18 protein-coding genes are annotated in these 18,393 nt (G+C 58.3%); 17 read left to right on the forward strand and 1 reads right to left on the reverse strand.

Annotated elements, in window-relative coordinates; genetic code table 11:
* The 3 genes from rpsD to rplQ are packed head-to-tail and all read left to right on the forward strand — an operon-like array spanning window position 1 to window position 2,093.
* Window positions 1–621 carry a 30S ribosomal protein S4 gene (gene rpsD, locus NUW46_RS03495; protein WP_069185086.1) on the forward strand — a complete coding sequence of 207 codons (621 nt, stop codon included), beginning with the start codon at window positions 1–3 and terminating at the stop codon, window positions 619–621.
* A gap of 35 nt (window positions 622–656) precedes the next feature.
* Window positions 657–1,661, forward strand: coding sequence for a DNA-directed RNA polymerase subunit alpha (locus NUW46_RS03500; protein WP_008174911.1), 1,005 nt, complete (start codon window positions 657–659; stop codon window positions 1,659–1,661).
* Between the two features lie 33 nt (window positions 1,662–1,694).
* Window positions 1,695–2,093, forward strand: coding sequence for a 50S ribosomal protein L17 (rplQ, locus tag NUW46_RS03505; protein ID WP_064230334.1), 399 nt, complete (start codon window positions 1,695–1,697; stop codon window positions 2,091–2,093).
* 221 nt (window positions 2,094–2,314) lie between these two features.
* Here the strand turns inward: rplQ and uvrA are convergent, their stop codons facing one another.
* Window positions 2,315–5,137 carry an excinuclease ABC subunit UvrA gene (gene uvrA / locus NUW46_RS03510; RefSeq protein WP_069185087.1) on the reverse strand — a complete coding sequence of 941 codons (2,823 nt, stop codon included), beginning with the start codon at window positions 5,135–5,137 and terminating at the stop codon, window positions 2,315–2,317.
* Between the two features lie 186 nt (window positions 5,138–5,323).
* On the opposite strand from uvrA, the gene NUW46_RS03515 reads away from it, so the two are divergent.
* From NUW46_RS03515 to NUW46_RS03580, 14 genes are all read left to right on the forward strand, one after another.
* Entirely contained in the window at window positions 5,324–6,694 is a 1,371-nt protein-coding gene (locus NUW46_RS03515; protein WP_069185088.1) for an MFS transporter, read from the forward strand.
* A gap of 57 nt (window positions 6,695–6,751) precedes the next feature.
* On the forward strand, window positions 6,752–7,276 hold the full coding sequence (gene ssb, locus NUW46_RS03520; protein WP_069185089.1) for a single-stranded DNA-binding protein: 525 nt from the start codon (window positions 6,752–6,754) through the stop codon (window positions 7,274–7,276).
* Window positions 7,277–7,511: 235 nt separating this feature from the next.
* Entirely contained in the window at window positions 7,512–8,444 is a 933-nt protein-coding gene (locus NUW46_RS03525) for a biogenesis protein MshI (protein WP_228744654.1), read from the forward strand.
* Complete coding sequence (locus NUW46_RS03530) at window positions 8,441–9,046, forward strand: PilN domain-containing protein (protein WP_069185091.1); 606 nt, start codon at window positions 8,441–8,443, stop codon at window positions 9,044–9,046. The genes NUW46_RS03525 and NUW46_RS03530 overlap by 4 nt, the downstream gene beginning before the upstream one ends.
* Entirely contained in the window at window positions 9,046–9,735 is a 690-nt protein-coding gene (gspM, locus tag NUW46_RS03535; protein ID WP_418141369.1) for a type II secretion system protein GspM, read from the forward strand. Before NUW46_RS03530 ends, gspM begins: the two co-directional genes overlap by 1 nt.
* 43 nt (window positions 9,736–9,778) lie before the next feature.
* On the forward strand, window positions 9,779–10,084 hold the full coding sequence (locus tag NUW46_RS03540) for a hypothetical protein (RefSeq protein WP_227514620.1): 306 nt from the start codon (window positions 9,779–9,781) through the stop codon (window positions 10,082–10,084).
* Window positions 10,085–10,101: 17 nt separating this feature from the next.
* A complete protein-coding gene (gene mshL / locus NUW46_RS03545) occupies window positions 10,102–11,814 on the forward strand; it encodes a pilus (MSHA type) biogenesis protein MshL (protein ID WP_209398983.1) in 1,713 nt (570 codons plus the stop codon).
* Window position 11,815: 1 nt separating this feature from the next.
* Window positions 11,816–12,655: an ExeA family protein gene (locus tag NUW46_RS03550; RefSeq protein WP_291909250.1), complete on the forward strand. Its 840-nt coding sequence runs from the start codon at window positions 11,816–11,818 to the stop codon at window positions 12,653–12,655.
* A complete protein-coding gene (locus NUW46_RS03555; protein WP_418141370.1) occupies window positions 12,652–13,728 on the forward strand; it encodes a tetratricopeptide repeat protein in 1,077 nt (358 codons plus the stop codon). Before NUW46_RS03550 ends, NUW46_RS03555 begins: the two co-directional genes overlap by 4 nt.
* A complete protein-coding gene (locus NUW46_RS03560) occupies window positions 13,728–15,497 on the forward strand; it encodes a GspE/PulE family protein (protein ID WP_418142007.1) in 1,770 nt (589 codons plus the stop codon). The genes NUW46_RS03555 and NUW46_RS03560 overlap by 1 nt, the downstream gene beginning before the upstream one ends.
* The gene (locus NUW46_RS03565; protein WP_418141371.1) at window positions 15,497–16,726 is read left to right on the forward strand and encodes a type II secretion system F family protein; all 1,230 of its coding nucleotides are present in this window, start codon (window positions 15,497–15,499) and stop codon (window positions 16,724–16,726) included. The genes NUW46_RS03560 and NUW46_RS03565 overlap by 1 nt, the downstream gene beginning before the upstream one ends.
* A 39-nt stretch (window positions 16,727–16,765) precedes the next feature.
* Window positions 16,766–17,308 (forward strand): hypothetical protein, encoded by a 543-nt coding sequence (locus tag NUW46_RS03570; RefSeq protein WP_418141372.1) that lies wholly within the window; start codon window positions 16,766–16,768, stop codon window positions 17,306–17,308.
* A 37-nt stretch (window positions 17,309–17,345) separates the two neighbouring features.
* A complete protein-coding gene (locus tag NUW46_RS03575; RefSeq protein WP_418141374.1) occupies window positions 17,346–17,858 on the forward strand; it encodes a prepilin-type N-terminal cleavage/methylation domain-containing protein in 513 nt (170 codons plus the stop codon).
* A 41-nt stretch (window positions 17,859–17,899) separates the two neighbouring features.
* The gene (locus NUW46_RS03580; protein ID WP_141697248.1) at window positions 17,900–18,370 is read left to right on the forward strand and encodes a type II secretion system protein; all 471 of its coding nucleotides are present in this window, start codon (window positions 17,900–17,902) and stop codon (window positions 18,368–18,370) included.
* Window positions 18,371–18,393: the final 23 nt, after the last annotated feature.

Raw genomic sequence — 18,393 nt, forward strand, 5'->3', positions numbered from 1 at the left:
ATGGCTCGTTATATAGGCCCGAAGTGCAAGCTGTCTCGTCGTGAAGGGACAGATCTTTTTCTGAAGAGCGGTGTTCGCGCGCTCGATTCAAAGTGCAACATCGAGACTCCGCCGGGTATGCACGGCGCGCGTCGCGGTCGTCTGTCCGAGTACGGCGTACAGCTTCGTGAAAAACAGAAAGTTCGTCGTATCTACGGCGTTCTCGAGAAGCAGTTCCGCAACTATTACAAAGAGGCCGCCCGAGGCAAGGGTGCAACTGGTGAAAACCTGCTGCAACTTCTGGAAGGCCGTCTTGATAACGTTGTATACCGCATGGGCTTTGGTTCCACCCGTGCAGAAGCCCGTCAGCTCGTCTCTCACAAGGCGATCCTGGTTAACGACAAGTCGGTGAACATCCCGTCTTACCAGGTCCGTCCGGGTGATGTTGTGAGCGTGCGTGAGAAGGCGAAGAACCAGCTGCGTGTTAAAGGCGCACTGGATCTGTCTGCAAGCCGTGCACCGGTGAGCTGGGTAGAAGTCGACGCCAACAAGATGTCCGGCGTTTACAAGTCAGTACCTGAGCGTACTGAACTGCCGGCCGACATCAACGAGAACCTCATCGTCGAGCTTTACTCCAAGTAAAGCCCAGTTAGCAACGATAGCAGATAGGGGCGTCTATGCAGCGTTCAGTACATGAGTTATTGACACCTCGTACCATTGACGTGAAGGAATCAAGCGCCACGCGTGCCAAGGTTACGCTTGAGCCTCTGGAAAGAGGCTTTGGTCATACCCTGGGCAGTGCACTGCGCCGGATTCTCTTGTCTTCGATGCCGGGCTGCGCCGTGACTGAAGCGCAGATCGACGGTGTCCTGCACGAGTACAGCGCCATTGAGGGTGTCCAGGAAGACGTCATCGAGATTCTTCTGAATCTCAAAGGCGTAGCCGTAAAAATGAACGGTCGGGACGATGCCGAGCTTACGCTCAGCAAGAAAGGCCCGGGCGTTGTGACAGCCGGTGATATCAAGCTGGATCATGACGTCGAGATTGCCAACCCGGAGCACGTGATCTGTCACCTTAGCGAGAATGGTGAAGTGAACATGCGTCTCCGCGTGGCTCGCGGTCGCGGCTATGAGCCGGCAGACCAGCGTGGTCTCGACGAGGACGAAACTCGCGCCATCGGACGCCTGCAGCTGGATGCAACATTCAGCCCGGTTCGTCGCGTGGCTTACGCCGTGGAAAGCGCACGGGTAGAGCAGCGGACCGATCTGGACAAGCTGGTTATCGACCTGGAGACCAATGGCACCATCGACCCGGAGGAAGCAATTCGTCGGGCGGCCACCATCCTCCAGCAGCAACTGGCGGTGTTTGTTGATTTCGATCATGAGAAAGAGCCTGAGCGCGTTGAGGAAGAGGAAGAAATCGATCCTATCCTGCTGCGCCCGGTTGATGATCTGGAATTGACAGTGCGTTCAGCTAACTGCTTGAAGGCTGAGAACATTTACTACATCGGCGATCTTATCCAGCGCACAGAAGTTGAGCTGTTGAAGACGCCTAACCTTGGTAAAAAGTCGCTGACCGAGATCAAGGACGTTTTGGCGTCCCGTGGTCTGTCACTGGGTATGCGTCTTGATAACTGGCCGCCGGCTAGCCTTCGTGGCGACGACCGGGTTCTGGGCGGTTAATCGCCGATTAGTTTAAGGTAAGGAATAAGAGCAATGCGTCATCGTAAGAGTGGTCGTAAGTTCAGCAGGACCAGTGCGCATCGCAAGGCCATGTTCCGTAACATGACTGCGTCACTGGTTGAACACGAGCTGATCAAAACAACGCTGCCGAAAGCCAAAGAGCTTCGTCGGGTAGCTGAGCCTTTGATCACGCTTTCCAAGAATGATTCGGTCGCGAATCGTCGTCTGGCGTTCTCACGCCTGCGTGACGATGCAGCGGTTGCCAAGCTGTTTGATGAGCTGGGCCCCCGTTACAGCGAGCGTCCGGGTGGATACCTTCGTATCCTGAAGTGTGGCTTCCGTGCCGGCGACAATGCCCCGATGGCATTTGTTGAGCTGGTTGGTCGTCCGCTGGATATTGAAGCGGAAGAGGTGGACGAAGACGAGGATTAATTTCTTCGGCTTTGGCCAACCACAGAAAAACCGGGTTCCGTGAGGGCCCGGTTTTTTTGTGTCTGGGTTTTAGGAAATTGGTAGCCTTCGCGGTTGGGTGGCTGGCAAGGGGGTGGGGATTTATTTTCTTTGGAAAAATAACTCGCTTCGCTCAGACATCTTTTTCCGGCATAAAATAAACCCCCACCCCCTTGCCGACAGAGCTATTCATTGCCCGCCAATTACTTTGTCAGCATGGGCTTGAGGTAACGTCCTGTGTGGGAAGCGGCGTTCTCTGCTACTTCCTCCGGGGTTCCCTCTGCAATGATCTGGCCGCCACCAGAGCCGCCTTCTGGGCCCAGATCGACGATCCAGTCTGCGGTCTTGATGACGTCCAGGTTGTGCTCGATCACCACGATGGTGTTGCCGTGGTCGCGGAGCCTCTCCAGGACATTCAGAAGCTGCTGGATGTCGTAGAAGTGCAGGCCGGTGGTGGGCTCGTCCAGAATGTACAGCGTTTTGCCGGTGTCTCGTTTCGACAGTTCCTTAGCCAGTTTTACCCTTTGGGCTTCGCCGCCGGAGAGGGTCACGGCGCTCTGACCGAGGCGGATGTAGGACAGGCCGACGTCGATCAGGGTCTGAAGCTTGCGGGCGATGAAAGGAACGGCGTCGAAGAACTCTCGGCCTTCCTCGACGGTCATTTCCAGCACTTCGTTGATGTTCTTGCCCTTGTACCGGACTTCCAGGGTTTCGCGGTTGTAGCGTTTGCCCTTGCAAACGTCGCAGGGTACGTAGACGTCTGGCAGGAAGTGCATTTCTACCTTGATCACGCCGTCGCCCTGGCAGGCTTCGCAGCGGCCGCCCTTGACGTTGAAGGAGAATCGGCCGGGCTTGTAACCCCGTGAGCGGGCTTCCTGGGTTCCGGCGAACAGTTCCCTGATCGGCGTGAACAGTCCTGTGTAGGTCGCGGGGTTGGAACGCGGTGTGCGGCCGATGGGGCTCTGGTCGATATCGATGACCTTGTCCAGATGGTCGAGCCCCTTGAGTGACTGGTAGGGCGCGTGGTTCAGACTGGTGGCCTTGTTGAGTTTCGCGGCGGCGACCGGATACAGGGTGCTGTTGATCAGCGTGGACTTGCCGGACCCGGACACGCCGGTGATGCAGGTCATGATGCCCAGAGGCAGGTTCAGGGTTACATCTTTCAGGTTGTTACCGGTAGCACCAGCAAGGGTCAGTGATTTTCCGCCGCCTTTGTTCCGCGTACTGGGTACGGCTATCTCCCGGCTGCCTTTGAGGTATTGGCCAGTGAGAGAATCCGGGTTGTCGATAATCTGTTGAGGCGTACCCTGGCCGATAATGTGGCCGCCGTGGACGCCGGCGCCTGGGCCGATATCAATCACATGGTCGGCGGCTCGAATGGCGTCTTCATCGTGCTCGACGACAATTACCGTATTGCCCAGATCACGCAGGTGGGTGAGGGTGGCCAGCAGGCGGTCATTGTCCCGCTGGTGGAGCCCGATGGAGGGTTCGTCGAGAATGTACATGACACCAACCAGTCCGGCCCCGATCTGGCTTGCCAGGCGAATCCGCTGGGCCTCGCCCCCGGAAAGTGTGTCGGCGCTTCGCTCCAGGGTCAGGTACTCCAACCCCACGTTCACAAGAAACTGGAGCCTTTGACGGACTTCCTTCAGAATTTTCTCGGCAATTTCGCCCTTCCGGCCCGGTAGGGCGAGGGTTTCGAAGTAATCATGGGCCTCGCCAACCGGCAGATGTGTAACGTCCGAAATATTGTGTTCTTCAATAAACACATGGCGGGCGCTACGGCGCAGGCGGGAACCCCCGCACTCCTTGCACGGCTGTGTGCTGAGGTTGCGAGCCAGTTCCTCTCGCATGCTTTGAGAGTCAGTTTCACGGTAGCGCCGCTCAAGGTTGGGGAGAATGCCTTCGAACGGATGGGCCTTTTCCATGATGTGGCCACGGGAATTCACATAGCGAAAAGGAATGTCTTCTTTCCCCGAGCCGAACAGCAGTACATTTCGGAAATCCTCGGGAAGGTCCACCCAGGCCGTTTCCAGATCAATGCCGTAGTGATCTGCCACGCTGCCCAGCATCTGGAAGTAATAGACCGCCCGGCGATCCCAGCCCTTGATGGCGCCCGATGCCAGAGTGGCCTCTGGGTGCTGGACGATTTTCTCCGGATCGAAGAATTGTTTGACGCCAAGCCCGTCGCAGGTAGGGCAGGCGCCTGCGGGATTGTTAAATGAAAACAGTTTTGGCTCGAGTTCGCTCAGGGCGTAGCCACATTGGGTGCAAGCGTAACGGGCGGAGAATGTGTGTTCTTCGCCTTCACCGGTCATCGGCGCTACCAGGGCGATTCCGTCCGCGAGGTGCAGCGCCGTTTCAAAGCTTTCTGCCAGGCGCTGTTCAAGGCCCGGCTTCACCTTGAATCGATCAACGACCACATCAATCTGGTGCTTGCGTTTCTTGTCCAGGGCCGGCACATCGTCAATGTCGTAAACCGTGCCATCCACCCTCAGGCGGATGAAGCCCTGGCTGCGCATGGTTTCGATAACCTGCAGGTGTTCGCCCTTCCGGTCCCGTATCACCGGCGCGAGGATCATCAATTTGCTGTCCTCCGGCATGGCCACCACCTGATCCACCATCTGGCTGATGGTCTGAGCTTCCAGGGGCTGGCCATGGTCTGGGCATCGAGGCTCACCGGCACGGGCAAAGAGCAGGCGCAGGTAATCGTATATTTCGGTGATGGTGCCAACGGTCGAGCGCGGGTTGTGGGAGGTGGATTTCTGCTCAATGGAGATGGCGGGCGACAGACCTTCGATGTGGTCTACGTCCGGCTTTTCCATCATCGAAAGAAACTGGCGGGCATAGGTGGAAAGCGATTCTACATAGCGGCGCTGTCCTTCCGCATAAAGCGTATCGAACGCAAGGGACGATTTCCCGGAGCCGGAAAGGCCGGTGATCACGATCAGCTTGTCCCGTGGCATATCCAGGTCGATGTTTTTCAGGTTGTGGGTCCGTGCCCCTTTGATCTGGATATGGTCCATAACACCTCGCTCGGATAAAAAACGAAAATTATACCGCGTTGGGTCGGCTGCGGCGAAAATGATCCCCGGATCAGCATCACGCGACCTGTCCCCCGTCAGCGCCCCTTCTGCTACAATGCGCCGCCTGCGAAGGGTATCTGCCCTTAATCTGACCGCTTTCAACCCCGGCTGAGGTACGTAATTGCCATGAACGCGCTGGAAAAACGCTCCGTACTCGCACTGGCGTCCGTCTACGCCATGCGCATGCTCGGACTGTTCATGGTGCTGCCGGTGTTCATGCTGCTTGGTGAAGATCTCAAAGATGCGACGCCGGCCCTGCTCGGTTTTGCCATAGGGGCATACGGCCTCAGCCAGGCCCTGTTGCAGATTCCCTTTGGCATGCTGTCTGATCGGGTCGGTCGTAAGCGCATGATCTACATCGGGCTCGTACTGTTTGCCGCGGGCAGTTTGCTGGCCGGGGCCACGGACTCCATATACGTTGTGATTGCCGGTCGGATTCTTCAGGGTGCCGGCGCTATCGCCAGTGTTCTGATGGCGTTGCTCAGTGATCTGACCCGTGAAGAGGAGCGGACCAAGGCCATGGCGACCGTTGGAATCACGATTGGTCTGTCGTTCTCGGTCTCCCTGGTGCTCGGCCCCCTTCTTGGGGCCTGGTGGGGGCTGTCCGGAATCTTCTACGCGACCGCAGCGCTGGCAATAGTGGCGCTGGTGATCGTCAACCGCCTGGTCCCGACGCCGCATCAGCACAAGACGAGCCCCGATACCCATCCTGCCAGGGACATGCTGGGCCGTGTGCTTTCAGACGGTCGTCTTCTCCGGTTGGATTTCGGCATCTTTGCCCTGCACCTGGTGCTCACCGCCCTGTTCCTGGTCTTTCCCTCCATGCTGCAGGAGCAGTTTGGTCTTGCCAGCAGGTCACACTGGTGGTTCTACCTGAGCGTGATGATTACGTCTTTCTTTGCCATGGTGCCCTTCATCATCATCGGCGAGAAAAAGCGTCGGATGAAGCCGGTGCTGTGCGGGGCGATTGCGTTACTGACGTTGGCCACTGCCGGGTTTACTGGTGTGTCCGGCAGCCTGGTTGCGGCCTGGGCCGTGCTGTTTTTCTTCTTCATGGCCTTCAATCTGCTTGAAGCCAGCCTGCCATCACTAATCAGCAAAGAGGCACCGGCGGCAAGCAAAGGGACAGCGATGGGGGTCTATTCCACGTCCCAATTCATGGGTGCGTTTCTGGGTGGCGCCCTGGGCGGCTATCTGCTGGAGAGTGGCGGAATCCAGGGTGTACTCTGGTTCATGGTGGTGGTGCTTGGCCTCTGGTTACTGGTGGCGCTTACTATGCCAGCGCCCGGCCACACCACCAGTTTCGTGGTACAGTTGCAGCAGGTAATGAATAACCAGTACGACGATATCGATGACAATCTCCGTCGCCTTCCCGGCGTTCAGGACGTGGTGATTGTTGAAGAGGCTGCCACCGCCTATCTTAAGGTGGATCGTCAGCAATTTGATGAGGCGTTACTTGCGGACTTTTCCTTTGTCCGGCAGGCTAAACATTCTTGAAATCCGGAAGCCCGCACGGAACGCGGGCGTCCCTGAAAAAAGAGTCAGGAGCAGAGCATGGCACGAGGCGTAAACAAAGTAATTCTGATCGGTAACCTGGGACAGGACCCGGATACCCGCTACACCCCTAACGGTAATGCCGTTGTGAACCTGAATCTGGCAACAGACGAAAGCTACAAGGATCGTCAGACCGGGCAATTGGTGCCAAAAACCGAATGGCACCGGGTTGTCATGTTCGGCAAGATCGCCGAAGTGGCGGGCCAGTATCTGCGCAAGGGCTCGAAGGTCTACATTGAGGGCAAGTTGCAGACGCGCAAATGGCAGAACAAGGAAGGTCAGGATGTCTACACCACCGAGGTTGTGGTGGATATCAACGGCCAGATGCAGATGCTCGACAGCCGTGGCGGCGAAGGCGGTATGAATCAGGGCGCCCCGGCAGGGCGGCCTCAGCAGTCCGGCTATAATGCCCCGGCGGGCCAACAGAACAATCCGCCACCGCAGTCAGGTGGGTACAGCAATCAGCCGTCGCAGGGCAGCATGCCGGAGCCGGTAGACGACTTTGACGATGACATTCCGTTTTAAATTTCCCGTGAACAGAAACGGAATCTGAGCATCCAAAGTGACTTAAGCCCCCGCCTCGCGGGGGCTTTTTGTTACTGGTTTGCAAAAACGGTGTGAAATTGGCCAAAAAAACGTGGAGTTACGTTCGCTTTCTCATCTATCATGTCATTTGATGTAAAAAGCGCCTGTTTTTTAGGCAGCATAATAATAGCTTGATGCTGGCGAGTTGGCTTCGGATCCTTTTTTAACGGACTCCATGACAAAGATACCAATCTTCAAAAGACTGACCGGTCTGTTCGGACGTTCCGGGGCTCGCCTGCGGGTAAGTCTTGAAATTCGTCCAGACGGTATTGCCTGGGCGGAATCGGGGCGGCCGGATGCCGGTAGGTGGGGGTTCATTGATTGCCTCCCTGCGAGGCGTCAGGCGGCACTGGTTGAACTAGTCGACAAGCACGGCTGGTCGGGTGCAGCGACAACGCTCGTGCTGCCCCTGGACCAGTATCAGGTTTTCCAGATGGACCGCCCGGAAGGCGTCGAGGAATCGGAGCTGGGGGATGCCCTCAAGTGGAAACTTAAGGATTTTCTCGATTTCAGCCCGTCCGACGCGGTTTCTGATGTTTTCCCGTTTCCGAAAGACGCATCCCGGGGCCGTGGCGAACTGGTCAACGTGGTCGCCGCCAGAAAAGTTCTGGTCTCTGAACTGGTTCGGCTGGTTCAGGAAGCCGGCCTGGAACTGGAGCGCATTGATATCGCCGAGCTCGCGTTGCGAAATCTGGTATGCAGGCTGGATGAAAACCGGCGTGGTGCCGCGCTGGTCCACCTGAAAGAAAACTACGGCCAGATGGTGATCTGCAAGGACAACACGCTGTACTTGTCCCGCCGGCTTGATGTGACTTCCGACGATCTTCGAGATGCCGCCCGGCAGGAGTCGGCGGTGCAATCACTGGCCCTGGAGATGCAGCGTTCACTGGACTATTACGAAAGCCAGTTGGGCCAGGTGCCGCCGGCAATGATCCACCTCGTTGCCCGTGACAGCGTGCTTCCTCTTGCCTCGATGCTTTCTTCCTATGTCGCCGCGGGCCTTGAAACCCTCGATTGGCGTGCCCTGGGCTTTGAGTCCGATCTGGACAGTCGTTGCCTGCCGGCCTGGAGTGCGGGCTTGCCGTTGCCGGAGGGCGGGCGTCCATGATCCAACAGGTCAATCTCTACACTGACGAGCTGCGTCCGAGAAAGGAAAGACTCCAGGCTGGAATGGCGGTTGGTATTCTGGTTGTCGGAGTGGTGCTGGTTGCGTTCGTGGCTGGTTTCCTGACTTACAAGAATTCGGTGATGGCAAACAAGGCCTCACGCCTTGATCAGCAGAACCAGCAGCTTGAACAGGCTGTGGCGCAGCTTTCTGCCGCGGTTCAAGCCCGTCAGCCGGATGCCGAAGTGAAGGAGGCTCTGGAGCGCGTCACCCAGACCCTCGCGCGCCGCCAGCGATTACTGGAACGGGTGGAAAGCCTGGTGCTTTCCGAGGACCGCAATTTCTCGCCACAGCTGGCAGCATTGGCCCGACAGATCCCGGAAGATGTCTGGCTGACAGGCGTTATCCTGGAGTCAGGCCCGGACAGAGTCACTATCGAAGGGCGTAGCCGCGAAGGCGCTCTGGTGCCTCTGTACCTTGAGAACCTGGGCGAGGAACCAGCGTTTACGGGACGAACCTTTGGTGTGTTCCGATTGTCGCGCCCGGAGGAAGGCCGCTGGATTGACTTTCATGTTTCAAGCGAGCGTGACGGGGAGGGTAACTGATGGCGGACGCACCCAACACTTCCCTTGCCCGGGCTGCGCAGTGGTATAACCTGCGACCGATTCGTGAGCGGGCCCTGATTCTGCTGACTGCACTCGTGCTGGTTGTGGTGCTGGTCTGGGAGCTTGGGGTTACGCCATTACAGCAACGACACCAGAGTCTGGAGAATCGGATCCAGACGCTTTCCGCTAGCCGGGACGACCTGCTGGCGCAGCAGCAAACGCTCAATCAGCAACTTGCCACCGATCCCTCCAGGGAAATGCGGGATCAGTTAAATGCCCGGCAGCAGAGACTGGAGCGGCTCAATCAGCAGATCGCGGAGACCACCGGGCAACTGATCGCGCCCAGGGCGATGGTGGCGCTGTTGCGGGATATTCTGGCCGCCCAGGATGCACTGGAGCTGCAGGCTCTGGAGCTACAGACTCCGACCCCGGTTTTCGCTCCGGATGCCCCCGATCAATCCTCACAGGAGCAGGCAGAGGCGGCGCAACCACTGCTTTATGCCCATGATGTCGAGCTCCGCATCATGGGAAGCTATCTTGATGTGCTGAACTATCTCGAGCGGCTCGAGGCACTGGATGAGCGTCTCGGGTGGATAAAGCTGGAGTACAGTGCGGGCGACTGGCCCTCCGGTGAAGCGACCATCAGGGTGCAAACACTGAGCCTGGATCAGGCGTGGCTGGGGGTGTGAAGTGAGCAGGAACTTGGGTGCCTCAATAATCCGGTGGTTTTGTGTGGCTATCGGTTCGCTGTTGCTGGTGGTGGGAAAAACCCATGCACTGCAGGACCCGACCCGGCCACCGGGCCCCCAGACAACTGTGGCCAAGCCTGCCCCAGAGCGGGCTCTTGCTCTGGATTCCATACTTTTCAGCAAGGACAGGCGTGTCGCCGTCATCGAAGGTGAGGCCCTCAGGGAAGGCCAGGGTTTTGACAACGTGCGGGTTATCCGGATTTTTGCCAACCGGGTTCTGGTAACGGATAACGGCCGCGAACGGGTGTTGTACCTGGAGAGACTTCCGCAGGTTCGGGGAACTCAATGACAGATAATCGGATACTCATGACAACGATCAAAACAACCAGTGCACTGATACTGAGCCTGGTACTGGCGGCCTGCAGCAACAATCCGTTGATGCGCTCGGCAACAGCCACCTCAACCGATGCTGCCGATGCCATTGATCGAAGCCTTGAAGAGGCTTCGCAGGCACAACCTCCAGCGCCGACCCCGAGTCAGGCAGCTGCAACTCTGCCGGCTGACGTGAGCGCAGCACTGCTGCCGCCACTCTCCAGCGAGGCGGATCTGGACGAACGTTTTGACGTCAATGCCCGGGGCGTGCCGGCAGCAAGCTTCTTCGAATCTCTGGTGGAAGGAACCCGCTATAACGTGGTGGTTCATCCTGATGTAAATACCAGTATCGACCTTCGGCTGGGGGACGTCACTGTACCGGAAGTGATGGATATCGCAGGCGACCTGTACGGGCTGGATATTCGACGCAGTGGCCGACTGTTCCGCGTTCAGTCGGACCAGATCCAGACCCGGCTGTTCCCGATTGATTACTTGCACTTCAAGCGTAAGGGCGGCTCGGAGACCAGGGTGAGCTCCGGTCAGGTTACCGGTGCTCGCAGTGGCGGCTCAGGCAGCGCTGACAATAGTGGTGACAGTGCCGGTTCCGGCGAAATCCGCAACCTGGTTGGAACAACCATTTCCACAGAAACAGCCTCGGATTTCTGGCAGGATATCCAGAGCGCACTGAGCATGATTGTCGGTGGCAGTGATGGCCAGCAGGTGATCGTGAATCCGGGCGCAGGGCTGGTAATGGTCCGTGCCGGTTCCGAGGATTTGCGGATGGTTGAGGAGTATCTGCGCCGCACCGAGCTGATCATGCAGCGTCAGGTCATTCTGGAAGCCAAGATCCTGGAGATCGCGCTCAACGAGGGCTACCAGCAGGGCATCAACTGGTCGGATATCCAGAGTGCGTCCAGCATCACGGCCTCGGATGGTCTGCCCGAAGATTTTACCGCGCAGGCGTTGGCCGGCCAGGCCATTCAGACCTCCGATATCGGAGGCCTGTTCTCCGCCAGCGTGCGGGCCGGCGACTTTACCGGCCTGATTGAGCTGCTTGGGGAGCAGGGCAATGTGCAGATTCTTTCCAGCCCACGTATTTCGACCGTGAATAACCAGAAAGCCGTGATCAAGGTCGGTACCGATGAGTTCTTTGTGACCGACATTGATTTCGACGACAACAACTCGGCCGTGACGGCCACGGACTCAACCTCTACCTCCGTGGAACTGACCCCGTTTTTCTCTGGCATTTCACTGGATGTGACGCCTCAAATTTCCGAAAACGGCGTCATCACCCTGCACGTGCATCCGTCGGTCAGTGAGGTTAACGATCAGGAGAAGGTGATCACCATTGGCGAGCGTGACGTCACGCTGCCTCTGGCCAGCAGCACCGTTCGTGAAACCGACAGCGTTATCCGTGCCGAAAGCGGGCAGATCGTGGTTATCGGTGGTCTGATCCAGAACTCCAGCGAAGACAACAATTCCGCGGTTCCCTTCTTCAGCGAGATTCCGCTGGTGGGTGAACTGTTCAAGCAGCGGCGGTTCCAGTCCCGCAAGAGCGAGCTGGTTATCCTCCTGCGCCCGGTTGTCGCCGGAATGCCCGAGATGAATGCGGATGTTTCTGCCAGCCGTGAACGCATGAATGTGCTGCGTGAGTTGCTGCAATCGTCTGAATCCGTTACCCCGGAACCGGAGAAAGCCGTTCGATAGCATGTACGAAGCCCATTTCGGACTGCAGGAAGCACCGTTCGCATTGACGCCCAACACCCGCTATTTCCTGCGGGCGCCCAGCCATGGTGATGCGCTGGAATTGTTGCTGGTGGCGTTGAAAGAGCGGGAGGGCTTTATCAAGATCTCCGGAGAGGTAGGCACGGGCAAAACCCTGCTGTGCCGGCTCCTGCTGAACGAACTCGAGCAGATTGCGTACACCGCCTATATTCCGAACCCGCACCTTACCCCGGATACGCTCTACGAAGCCGTGGCTGAAGAGCTGGGCGTGGAACTGTCCGGATGCGCCAATGCGCATCAGGTGCTCAAGGCCATCAACGAAAAATTGATCGCCCATGCCATGGAGCAAAAGCCGGTCGTCCTCGTGATTGATGAGGCCCAGGCGATGCCGGAAGAGACCATCGAGGCGTTGCGACTGCTCACCAATCTGGAAACCGAGAGCGTCCGGCTGCTGCAGGTGGTCCTGTTTGGCCAGCCTGAGCTGGATGTGCTGCTTCAAAAGCAGAGCCTGCGCCAACTCAACCAGCGCATAACGTTCCACTATCGCCTCGCCCCCCTGGACCGCCATTCGGTTGCCCAGTATCTGCGCCATCGCCTGGCCCAGGCCGGCTACAACGGCGCCGATCTTTTTGCACCGGGCGCGCTTCGGCTGATTACCCGGGCCTCCGGTGGCATTCCGAGGCTGGTTAATATTCTGGCTCACAAGTCCATGTTGGCCGCCTGGGGCAGGGGTGACCGTCTTATTGAGCGGGGCCATGCCATGCAGGCCATTCGCGACACCGAGAGCGTTCGCTTGCCGGGACTGATCGGGAGGTGGTTATGAGCCTGCTGAACGATGCCCTGCGTGCTGCAGAGCAGCGACAGAACCGGCCGGAAGTGGCCGCGGCCTATGCGGGACAGTCGCAATCGCGACGCGGTTCGCGTTACGGGTCTTGGGTCGTCATCGTTTTCCTGGTCGCAGGCGCAGTGGGCGCATCTGCCTTCTGGTTGATGACCCGAACCGGTAATGAAGACATACCTGTCCACGTGAGTGCCCCTCCGGCACAAGAGGCCGGAACAGAACTGCAACTCGAGAGCGTTGCCGAAAACGACAACACCGCAGAGGCCTCGCAGCCCGCCCCCGAGCCCCCGGTTGTGGTTCAGTCGGAACCGGAAGCCAGGAAAGTAGCCGAGGCGGTTGAGCCACAGAAGCCGGAGCCTGAACCTGAACCGGTTAGAGCCGAAGCCCCAAAGCCTGAACCCGCCGTCACTACACCGGTGGTGGCCGAAGCCGAGCCTGCCCAGGAATCCGAAGCGCCAACGCCACCCATAAAACAGGTTCGTGAGACGCCCGAAGCCATCGATCGTCGAGTCAGCCGGGAGTTGGCCTCGCTGCTGAGGAGTGGTGAACCCCGTCAAGCTGAGCAGATGTTGCAGGAACTGGCGAATGTTCAGGTGGCGACTGCCAGCCGCGAAGTTTTCGCGCGCCAGATGCTGGTGCAGGAAATGCCTGACAGGGCTCTGGCCTGGCTTCCGGAATCGGTGACGAGCGGCGATGCCGCTCTGCGACTTCTCAGGGCCCGGGCACTCCACGCCAAGGGCAGTCTGCCCGAAGCACTCGCCACCCTTGAGAGTAGCGTGCCTGCAGCGCGCCAGGGCGTTGAGTATCGGGTAACCCTGGCGACCTTGCTGCAGCAGGCAGGCCGCACCACCGACGCGGCCCGACACTGGTCGGCCCTTATTGCCGAGGACGACAGCCGCGCGGCCTGGTGGGTAGGCCTTGCGATTGCCCTGGAGACAGGCGGCGAGACCAGCAGCGCGGTCCGGGCCTACAGCCAGGCCGCCCAGTTACCCGGGCTTTCGCCGTCCCTGGCGAATTACGTTCGCGAACGACTGAAAGCTTTGCAGGCGGGATGATGACGACAGAGCCGAAAAAGAAAGTCCGGTTAGGCGACCTGCTGGTCCAGAATAATGTCATCACTGAGCAGCAGCTGATGACGGCCCTGCGCGAGCAGAAAAGCACCGGGCGTAAGCTTGGTAAAACGCTTACAGACCTTGGTTATGTGGACGAGGACAGTCTGCTCAATATCCTGTCCCGCCAGCTGGATGTTCCCTTTGTGCAGCTGCGTCACTACCAGTTCAACAACGAACTGGTGAAAAAGCTACCGGAGGCCATGGCCCGACGGTTCCGCAGTATCGTGCTGGCGGAGCATAGTGGCGAGCTGCTGGTGGGTATGGCCGACCCACTGGATATCTTTGCCTACGACGAGCTGGTTCGCATTCTGAAGCAGCCCATCAAACAGGCGGTGGTGCGTGAGAGCGAGCTGCTGAGCACCCTGGACCTGGTCTACCGGCGTACCGATGAAATTGCCTCACTGGCGGAAGAGCTGGAGGACGAGCTGGGCGAGGATGCCTTCGACCTCGCGGACCTCTCGGCCGAATCCGAAAGCGCCGAGGCGCCGGTGGTCAAGCTTCTGCAAACACTGTTCGAGGATGCCGTTCAGGCCCGCAGCTCGGACATCCACATCGAGCCGGACGAGACCGTCGTTCGTATCCGGCAACGGGTGGATGGCGTGCTTCAGGAGCAGGTGATGAAGGAGAAGCGGGTCAATTCCGCGCTGGTCCTGCGCCTGAAGCTGATGGCCGGCCTGAACATCTCCGAGAAGCGGATGCCCCAGGACGGGCGTTTCAACGTCCGGGTCAAGGGCCGCAGTATTGACGTGCGGGTGTCCACCATGCCCGTTCAGTATGGTGAATCCGTTGTGATGCGTCTGCTGGACCAGAGCCAGGGCATGTTGAACCTCGATGGCACCGGGATGCCGGCGCAGCTGCTGGAACGATTCCGCCGGATGATCAAGAAACCCCACGGGATGATTCTGGTGACCGGCCCCACGGGTAGCGGTAAAACCACCACGCTTTATGGCGCCCTCACGGAACTGAACCGCCCTGAGGTGAAGATAATCACCGCGGAGGATCCGGTGGAATACCGCCTGCCCCGGATTACCCAGGTGCAGGTGAACCCTAAAATCGGTCTGGAATTCGCCAATGTACTTCGGGCCGCCCTGCGTCAGGATCCCGACGTGATCCTGGTGGGCGAGATGCGGGATCGCGAGACCGTGGAAATCGGTCTGCGGGCGGCGATGACTGGTCACCTCGTGCTTTCCACCCTGCACACCAACGACTCCATCAGCAGCGCCATGCGACTGATCGATATGGGTGCCGAACCCTTTCTCGTGGCCAGCTCGCTGCTCGGCGTGGTTGCCCAGCGTCTGGTCAGGCGGGTCTGTGACAACTGTGCCGAGGCCTACACACCGACGGAACAGGAAATGGTGTGGCTGCGCAGCTTTGATCTGGATCCGCTGGATATGGAAGCCGGGTTCGTCCATGGCCGAGGTTGCTACCAGTGCAGCAACACGGGCTACAAGGGCCGGGTTGGCGTTTACGAGATGCTTGAAATGAACGAGGCCATGCTGGACGCTTTGCGGCGCCAGGACGTCTCGGAGTTCACCAAAGCGGCTCGCCTGAGCGCCCTGTACCGACCGCTCGGACAGTGCGCCATGGATTTTGCGTTACAGGGCACCACCACGCTGGAGGAAGTGGCCCGGGTGGCGGCGACCTCCGAGGGTGATTTCTCGCCCGATGACGAGATTCCCTTGCCGGATGAGCCTGTTGGTGGAGGTGCCTGATGCAGTTCAGCTACCGGGGCAAGGATAATCGTGGCAGTGTCCAGCAGGGTTTGCTGGGCGCTCCCAATGCCGATGCCGCTGCCACGGAGCTGATGCGCCGGGGGATAACCCCGCTCTCCATCCGGGAGGTGGAGGATACGGATTCGGTTGTTGATCGATTGAACCGGCTGCCGATATTCCGGAAGAAGGTCACCCTCGATGAGCTAATTGTTTTCTGTCGCCAGATGCATGCCCTGACCAAGGCGGGTATTCCCCTGATCCGCACCATGCGCGGCCTGGCGGAAACCACCCGTTCACCGGTGCTGGCGGAAGTGCTGGAGGATGTGACCACCCGGCTCGAAGGCGGCACAACCATGGCGACGGCCATGCAGGCGCATCCCAAGGTCTTCTCGGAGTTATTTATTGCCATGATTCATGTGGGCGAGAACACCGGGATGCTGGACGACGCCTTCCGGCGCCTGTCAGAAATCCTCGAGCTTGAGCGGGACACCAAGCGTCGCCTCAAACAGGCCATGCGCTATCCGATGTTCGTCATTATCGCCCTGTTATCGGCGCTGATGGTCGTGAACTTTCTGGTTATCCCGAAATTCGCTTCGGTGTTCGACAAGCTGGGGGCGGACCTGCCGTTCCTGACCCAGGTATTGGTCGGAACCTCCAATTTCCTTCTGGCCTACTGGTACGTGATGCTCTTTGCGGTCGCTGCAGGCGGACTCCTGCTGCGGCAATGGAAGCAGACGGAACAGGGCCGACTGACCTGGGATCGTTACAAACTCAGGTTGCCGATTATCGGACCATTGCTGGAATTGATCACGCTCAGTCGGTTCGCGAGGAACTTTGCTACCATGCTGTCCGCCGGCATGCCGGTAACAACGGCGTTAACCGTGGTGGCGGACACCACAGACAATGCCTGGATCTCGACCCACATCAAGGGTATGCGAGGCGGTATCGAGAGAGGCGAGACTCTGCTCAGAACAGCCAGACAAAGCGAAATGTTCACCCCGTTGATTCTGCAGATGATTGCGGTGGGCGAGGAAACCGGTTCCGTGGACGACATGCTCAACAATGTCGCGGATTTTTACGATGAGGATGTGGATTACGGCCTCAAGCGACTGGCAGAGTCGATTGAACCGATACTGATTGTGGCCATGGGTATCCTGGTGTTGATTCTGGCGCTGGGTGTGTTCCTCCCGATCTGGGATCTGGGGGCCGCCGCCATGGGTCGGGGCTGAGTGCCAGCGGCACGGGTTTCAGAGGCCAGCGGACTGGCGATGTCGCGCAGGTTCCGCTTCGCGGTGGTGTTGGCCGTACTGGGAGTGCTCTGGTGGTTCCTGCTCGGCGTGTTGGAACGAGAAAGCCGAAATGCCGAAGAACGGGCCGCCAACATGGTGATCGGCCAGCTCAGATCGGCCCTGGTGATCAAGGGTGCAGAGGTAATGCTGAGCCGTGACGGCCGTCTTGCTGAGCACAGGGGCATCAACCCGTTTGAGCTGGTGGAGCACCAGTGGGGTAATTACGCTGGGCGATGCCAGGGCGAAAAACTGGCGCCGGCAACCTGGTGTTTCCGGGTAAGCGAACAAAAAGAAACAGAATACGGGCCCAAAGGCTGGTTAATTTATAAACCGGGGCAGCCGATAACCATAGACAGTCGGCAAGCCAACCAGGAGCAGCCTCTGGCCTGGGCAGTGACAACGGAATTTGCAGACCGCAACGGGAATGGTGCGCGGGAGCAGGAAGAACGGCTGACGGGGCTAAAACTCGCCCCGGTGTCGTTGACAGAAGAAGCAGCGCAAACGCAGGATGCCCAACGCTGACCAAACGGACGAATCAAACCGTAAAGAGGTCGATGTAATGAAACGGGATTGCAGGCAGAACAAACAACAGGGGTTCACCCTGATCGAGCTGGTGGTGGTTATTGCCATACTTGCGATCTTGGCGGCGTTCGCATTGCCACGGTTCGCCCAGCTGTCCGAGCAGGCGCATCAGTCCAGCATTCGCGCAACTGCCGGGGCCCTGGCAGCGGGTGTGGCGTTGGCCAAAACCCAGTGGGTATCCAACGGCTTCACCGCAGCAGAAACGGATGTGGTGGGCTTCGGCAACGACAATGTCGATGTCAGTGATGACGGCTGGCCGACCTCCGTTGCTTCAGACGATACCGGGACCACAATGGATGCCACCAAGTGCGAAGAGGTCTGGCTTGGGGTTCTGCAATCCAATGCGCCGACCGTGAGCACGACAGCGCCAGCCGAATATCTGATTTCGATCACTGGTGGTGATTGTGTCTTTACCTATCAGGCAGACAACCAGGGCAGCACCATTGCGTATGATGCGGACACTGGCGAAATAACCACAACCATTAACTGATAAACCTCGAAGCCAACTGGCGATAAAAACGGAGTAATACCATGAAAGCGATGACAGCCATTGCGGCAAGAAAAGAAAAAGGCTTCACCCTGATCGAACTGGTTATGGTGATTGTAATTCTGGGGATTTTGGCGGCGTTTGCTTTGCCAAGATTTGCTAATTTTACTAACGAAGCGCGCGTTGCAACCATCAATGGTGCTGCTGGATCCGTTCGGTCTGCGGCTTCGATAGCTCATGCACGCTGGGTGGCTGACGGAGACTCTTCATCTACCTCGGTCACGCTGGATGGAACCTCGGTTGCTATGAACGCCACAAATGGTTATCCCTCTGTTTCGGGTATTGTAGATGCGGCTCAGCTAAGTTCGGAGTTTGATGTAACTCCTGATGCTACTACCGCTACCACAGCAGTCGTTTCTCTAAAGGATTCCGACGGTAATGCGATAACAAACTGCAGCTTCAATTACGATGCCCTTACGGGTAATGCAACAGCACCGACTGTAAGTGGATGTTGATGCAATAAATCCGATAGTGGTGG

This window comes from Marinobacter sp. MA (genome assembly GCF_048298425.1).
Taxonomy (GTDB): domain Bacteria; phylum Pseudomonadota; class Gammaproteobacteria; order Pseudomonadales; family Oleiphilaceae; genus Marinobacter; species Marinobacter salsuginis.

What these genes read in the sequence shown, in the direction of transcription:
- rpsD (WP_069185086.1), top strand. Translation starts at nt 1, where the DNA reads ATGGCTCGTTATATAGGCCCGAAGTGCAAGCTGTCTCGTCGTGAAGGG.
- NUW46_RS03500 (WP_008174911.1), top strand. Translation starts at nt 657, where the DNA reads ATGCAGCGTTCAGTACATGAGTTATTGACACCTCGTACCATTGACGTG.
- rplQ (WP_064230334.1), top strand. Translation starts at nt 1,695, where the DNA reads ATGCGTCATCGTAAGAGTGGTCGTAAGTTCAGCAGGACCAGTGCGCAT.
- uvrA (WP_069185087.1), bottom strand. Translation starts at nt 5,137, where the DNA reads ATGGACCATATCCAGATCAAAGGGGCACGGACCCACAACCTGAAAAAC.
- NUW46_RS03515 (WP_069185088.1), top strand. Translation starts at nt 5,324, where the DNA reads ATGAACGCGCTGGAAAAACGCTCCGTACTCGCACTGGCGTCCGTCTAC.
- ssb (WP_069185089.1), top strand. Translation starts at nt 6,752, where the DNA reads ATGGCACGAGGCGTAAACAAAGTAATTCTGATCGGTAACCTGGGACAG.
- NUW46_RS03525 (WP_228744654.1), top strand. Translation starts at nt 7,512, where the DNA reads ATGACAAAGATACCAATCTTCAAAAGACTGACCGGTCTGTTCGGACGT.
- NUW46_RS03530 (WP_069185091.1), top strand. Translation starts at nt 8,441, where the DNA reads ATGATCCAACAGGTCAATCTCTACACTGACGAGCTGCGTCCGAGAAAG.
- gspM (WP_418141369.1), top strand. Translation starts at nt 9,046, where the DNA reads ATGGCGGACGCACCCAACACTTCCCTTGCCCGGGCTGCGCAGTGGTAT.
- mshL (WP_209398983.1), top strand. Translation starts at nt 10,102, where the DNA reads ATGACAACGATCAAAACAACCAGTGCACTGATACTGAGCCTGGTACTG.
- NUW46_RS03550 (WP_291909250.1), top strand. Translation starts at nt 11,816, where the DNA reads ATGTACGAAGCCCATTTCGGACTGCAGGAAGCACCGTTCGCATTGACG.
- NUW46_RS03555 (WP_418141370.1), top strand. Translation starts at nt 12,652, where the DNA reads ATGAGCCTGCTGAACGATGCCCTGCGTGCTGCAGAGCAGCGACAGAAC.
- NUW46_RS03560 (WP_418142007.1), top strand. Translation starts at nt 13,728, where the DNA reads ATGACGACAGAGCCGAAAAAGAAAGTCCGGTTAGGCGACCTGCTGGTC.
- NUW46_RS03565 (WP_418141371.1), top strand. Translation starts at nt 15,497, where the DNA reads ATGCAGTTCAGCTACCGGGGCAAGGATAATCGTGGCAGTGTCCAGCAG.
- NUW46_RS03570 (WP_418141372.1), top strand. Translation starts at nt 16,766, where the DNA reads ATGTCGCGCAGGTTCCGCTTCGCGGTGGTGTTGGCCGTACTGGGAGTG.
- NUW46_RS03575 (WP_418141374.1), top strand. Translation starts at nt 17,346, where the DNA reads ATGAAACGGGATTGCAGGCAGAACAAACAACAGGGGTTCACCCTGATC.
- NUW46_RS03580 (WP_141697248.1), top strand. Translation starts at nt 17,900, where the DNA reads ATGAAAGCGATGACAGCCATTGCGGCAAGAAAAGAAAAAGGCTTCACC.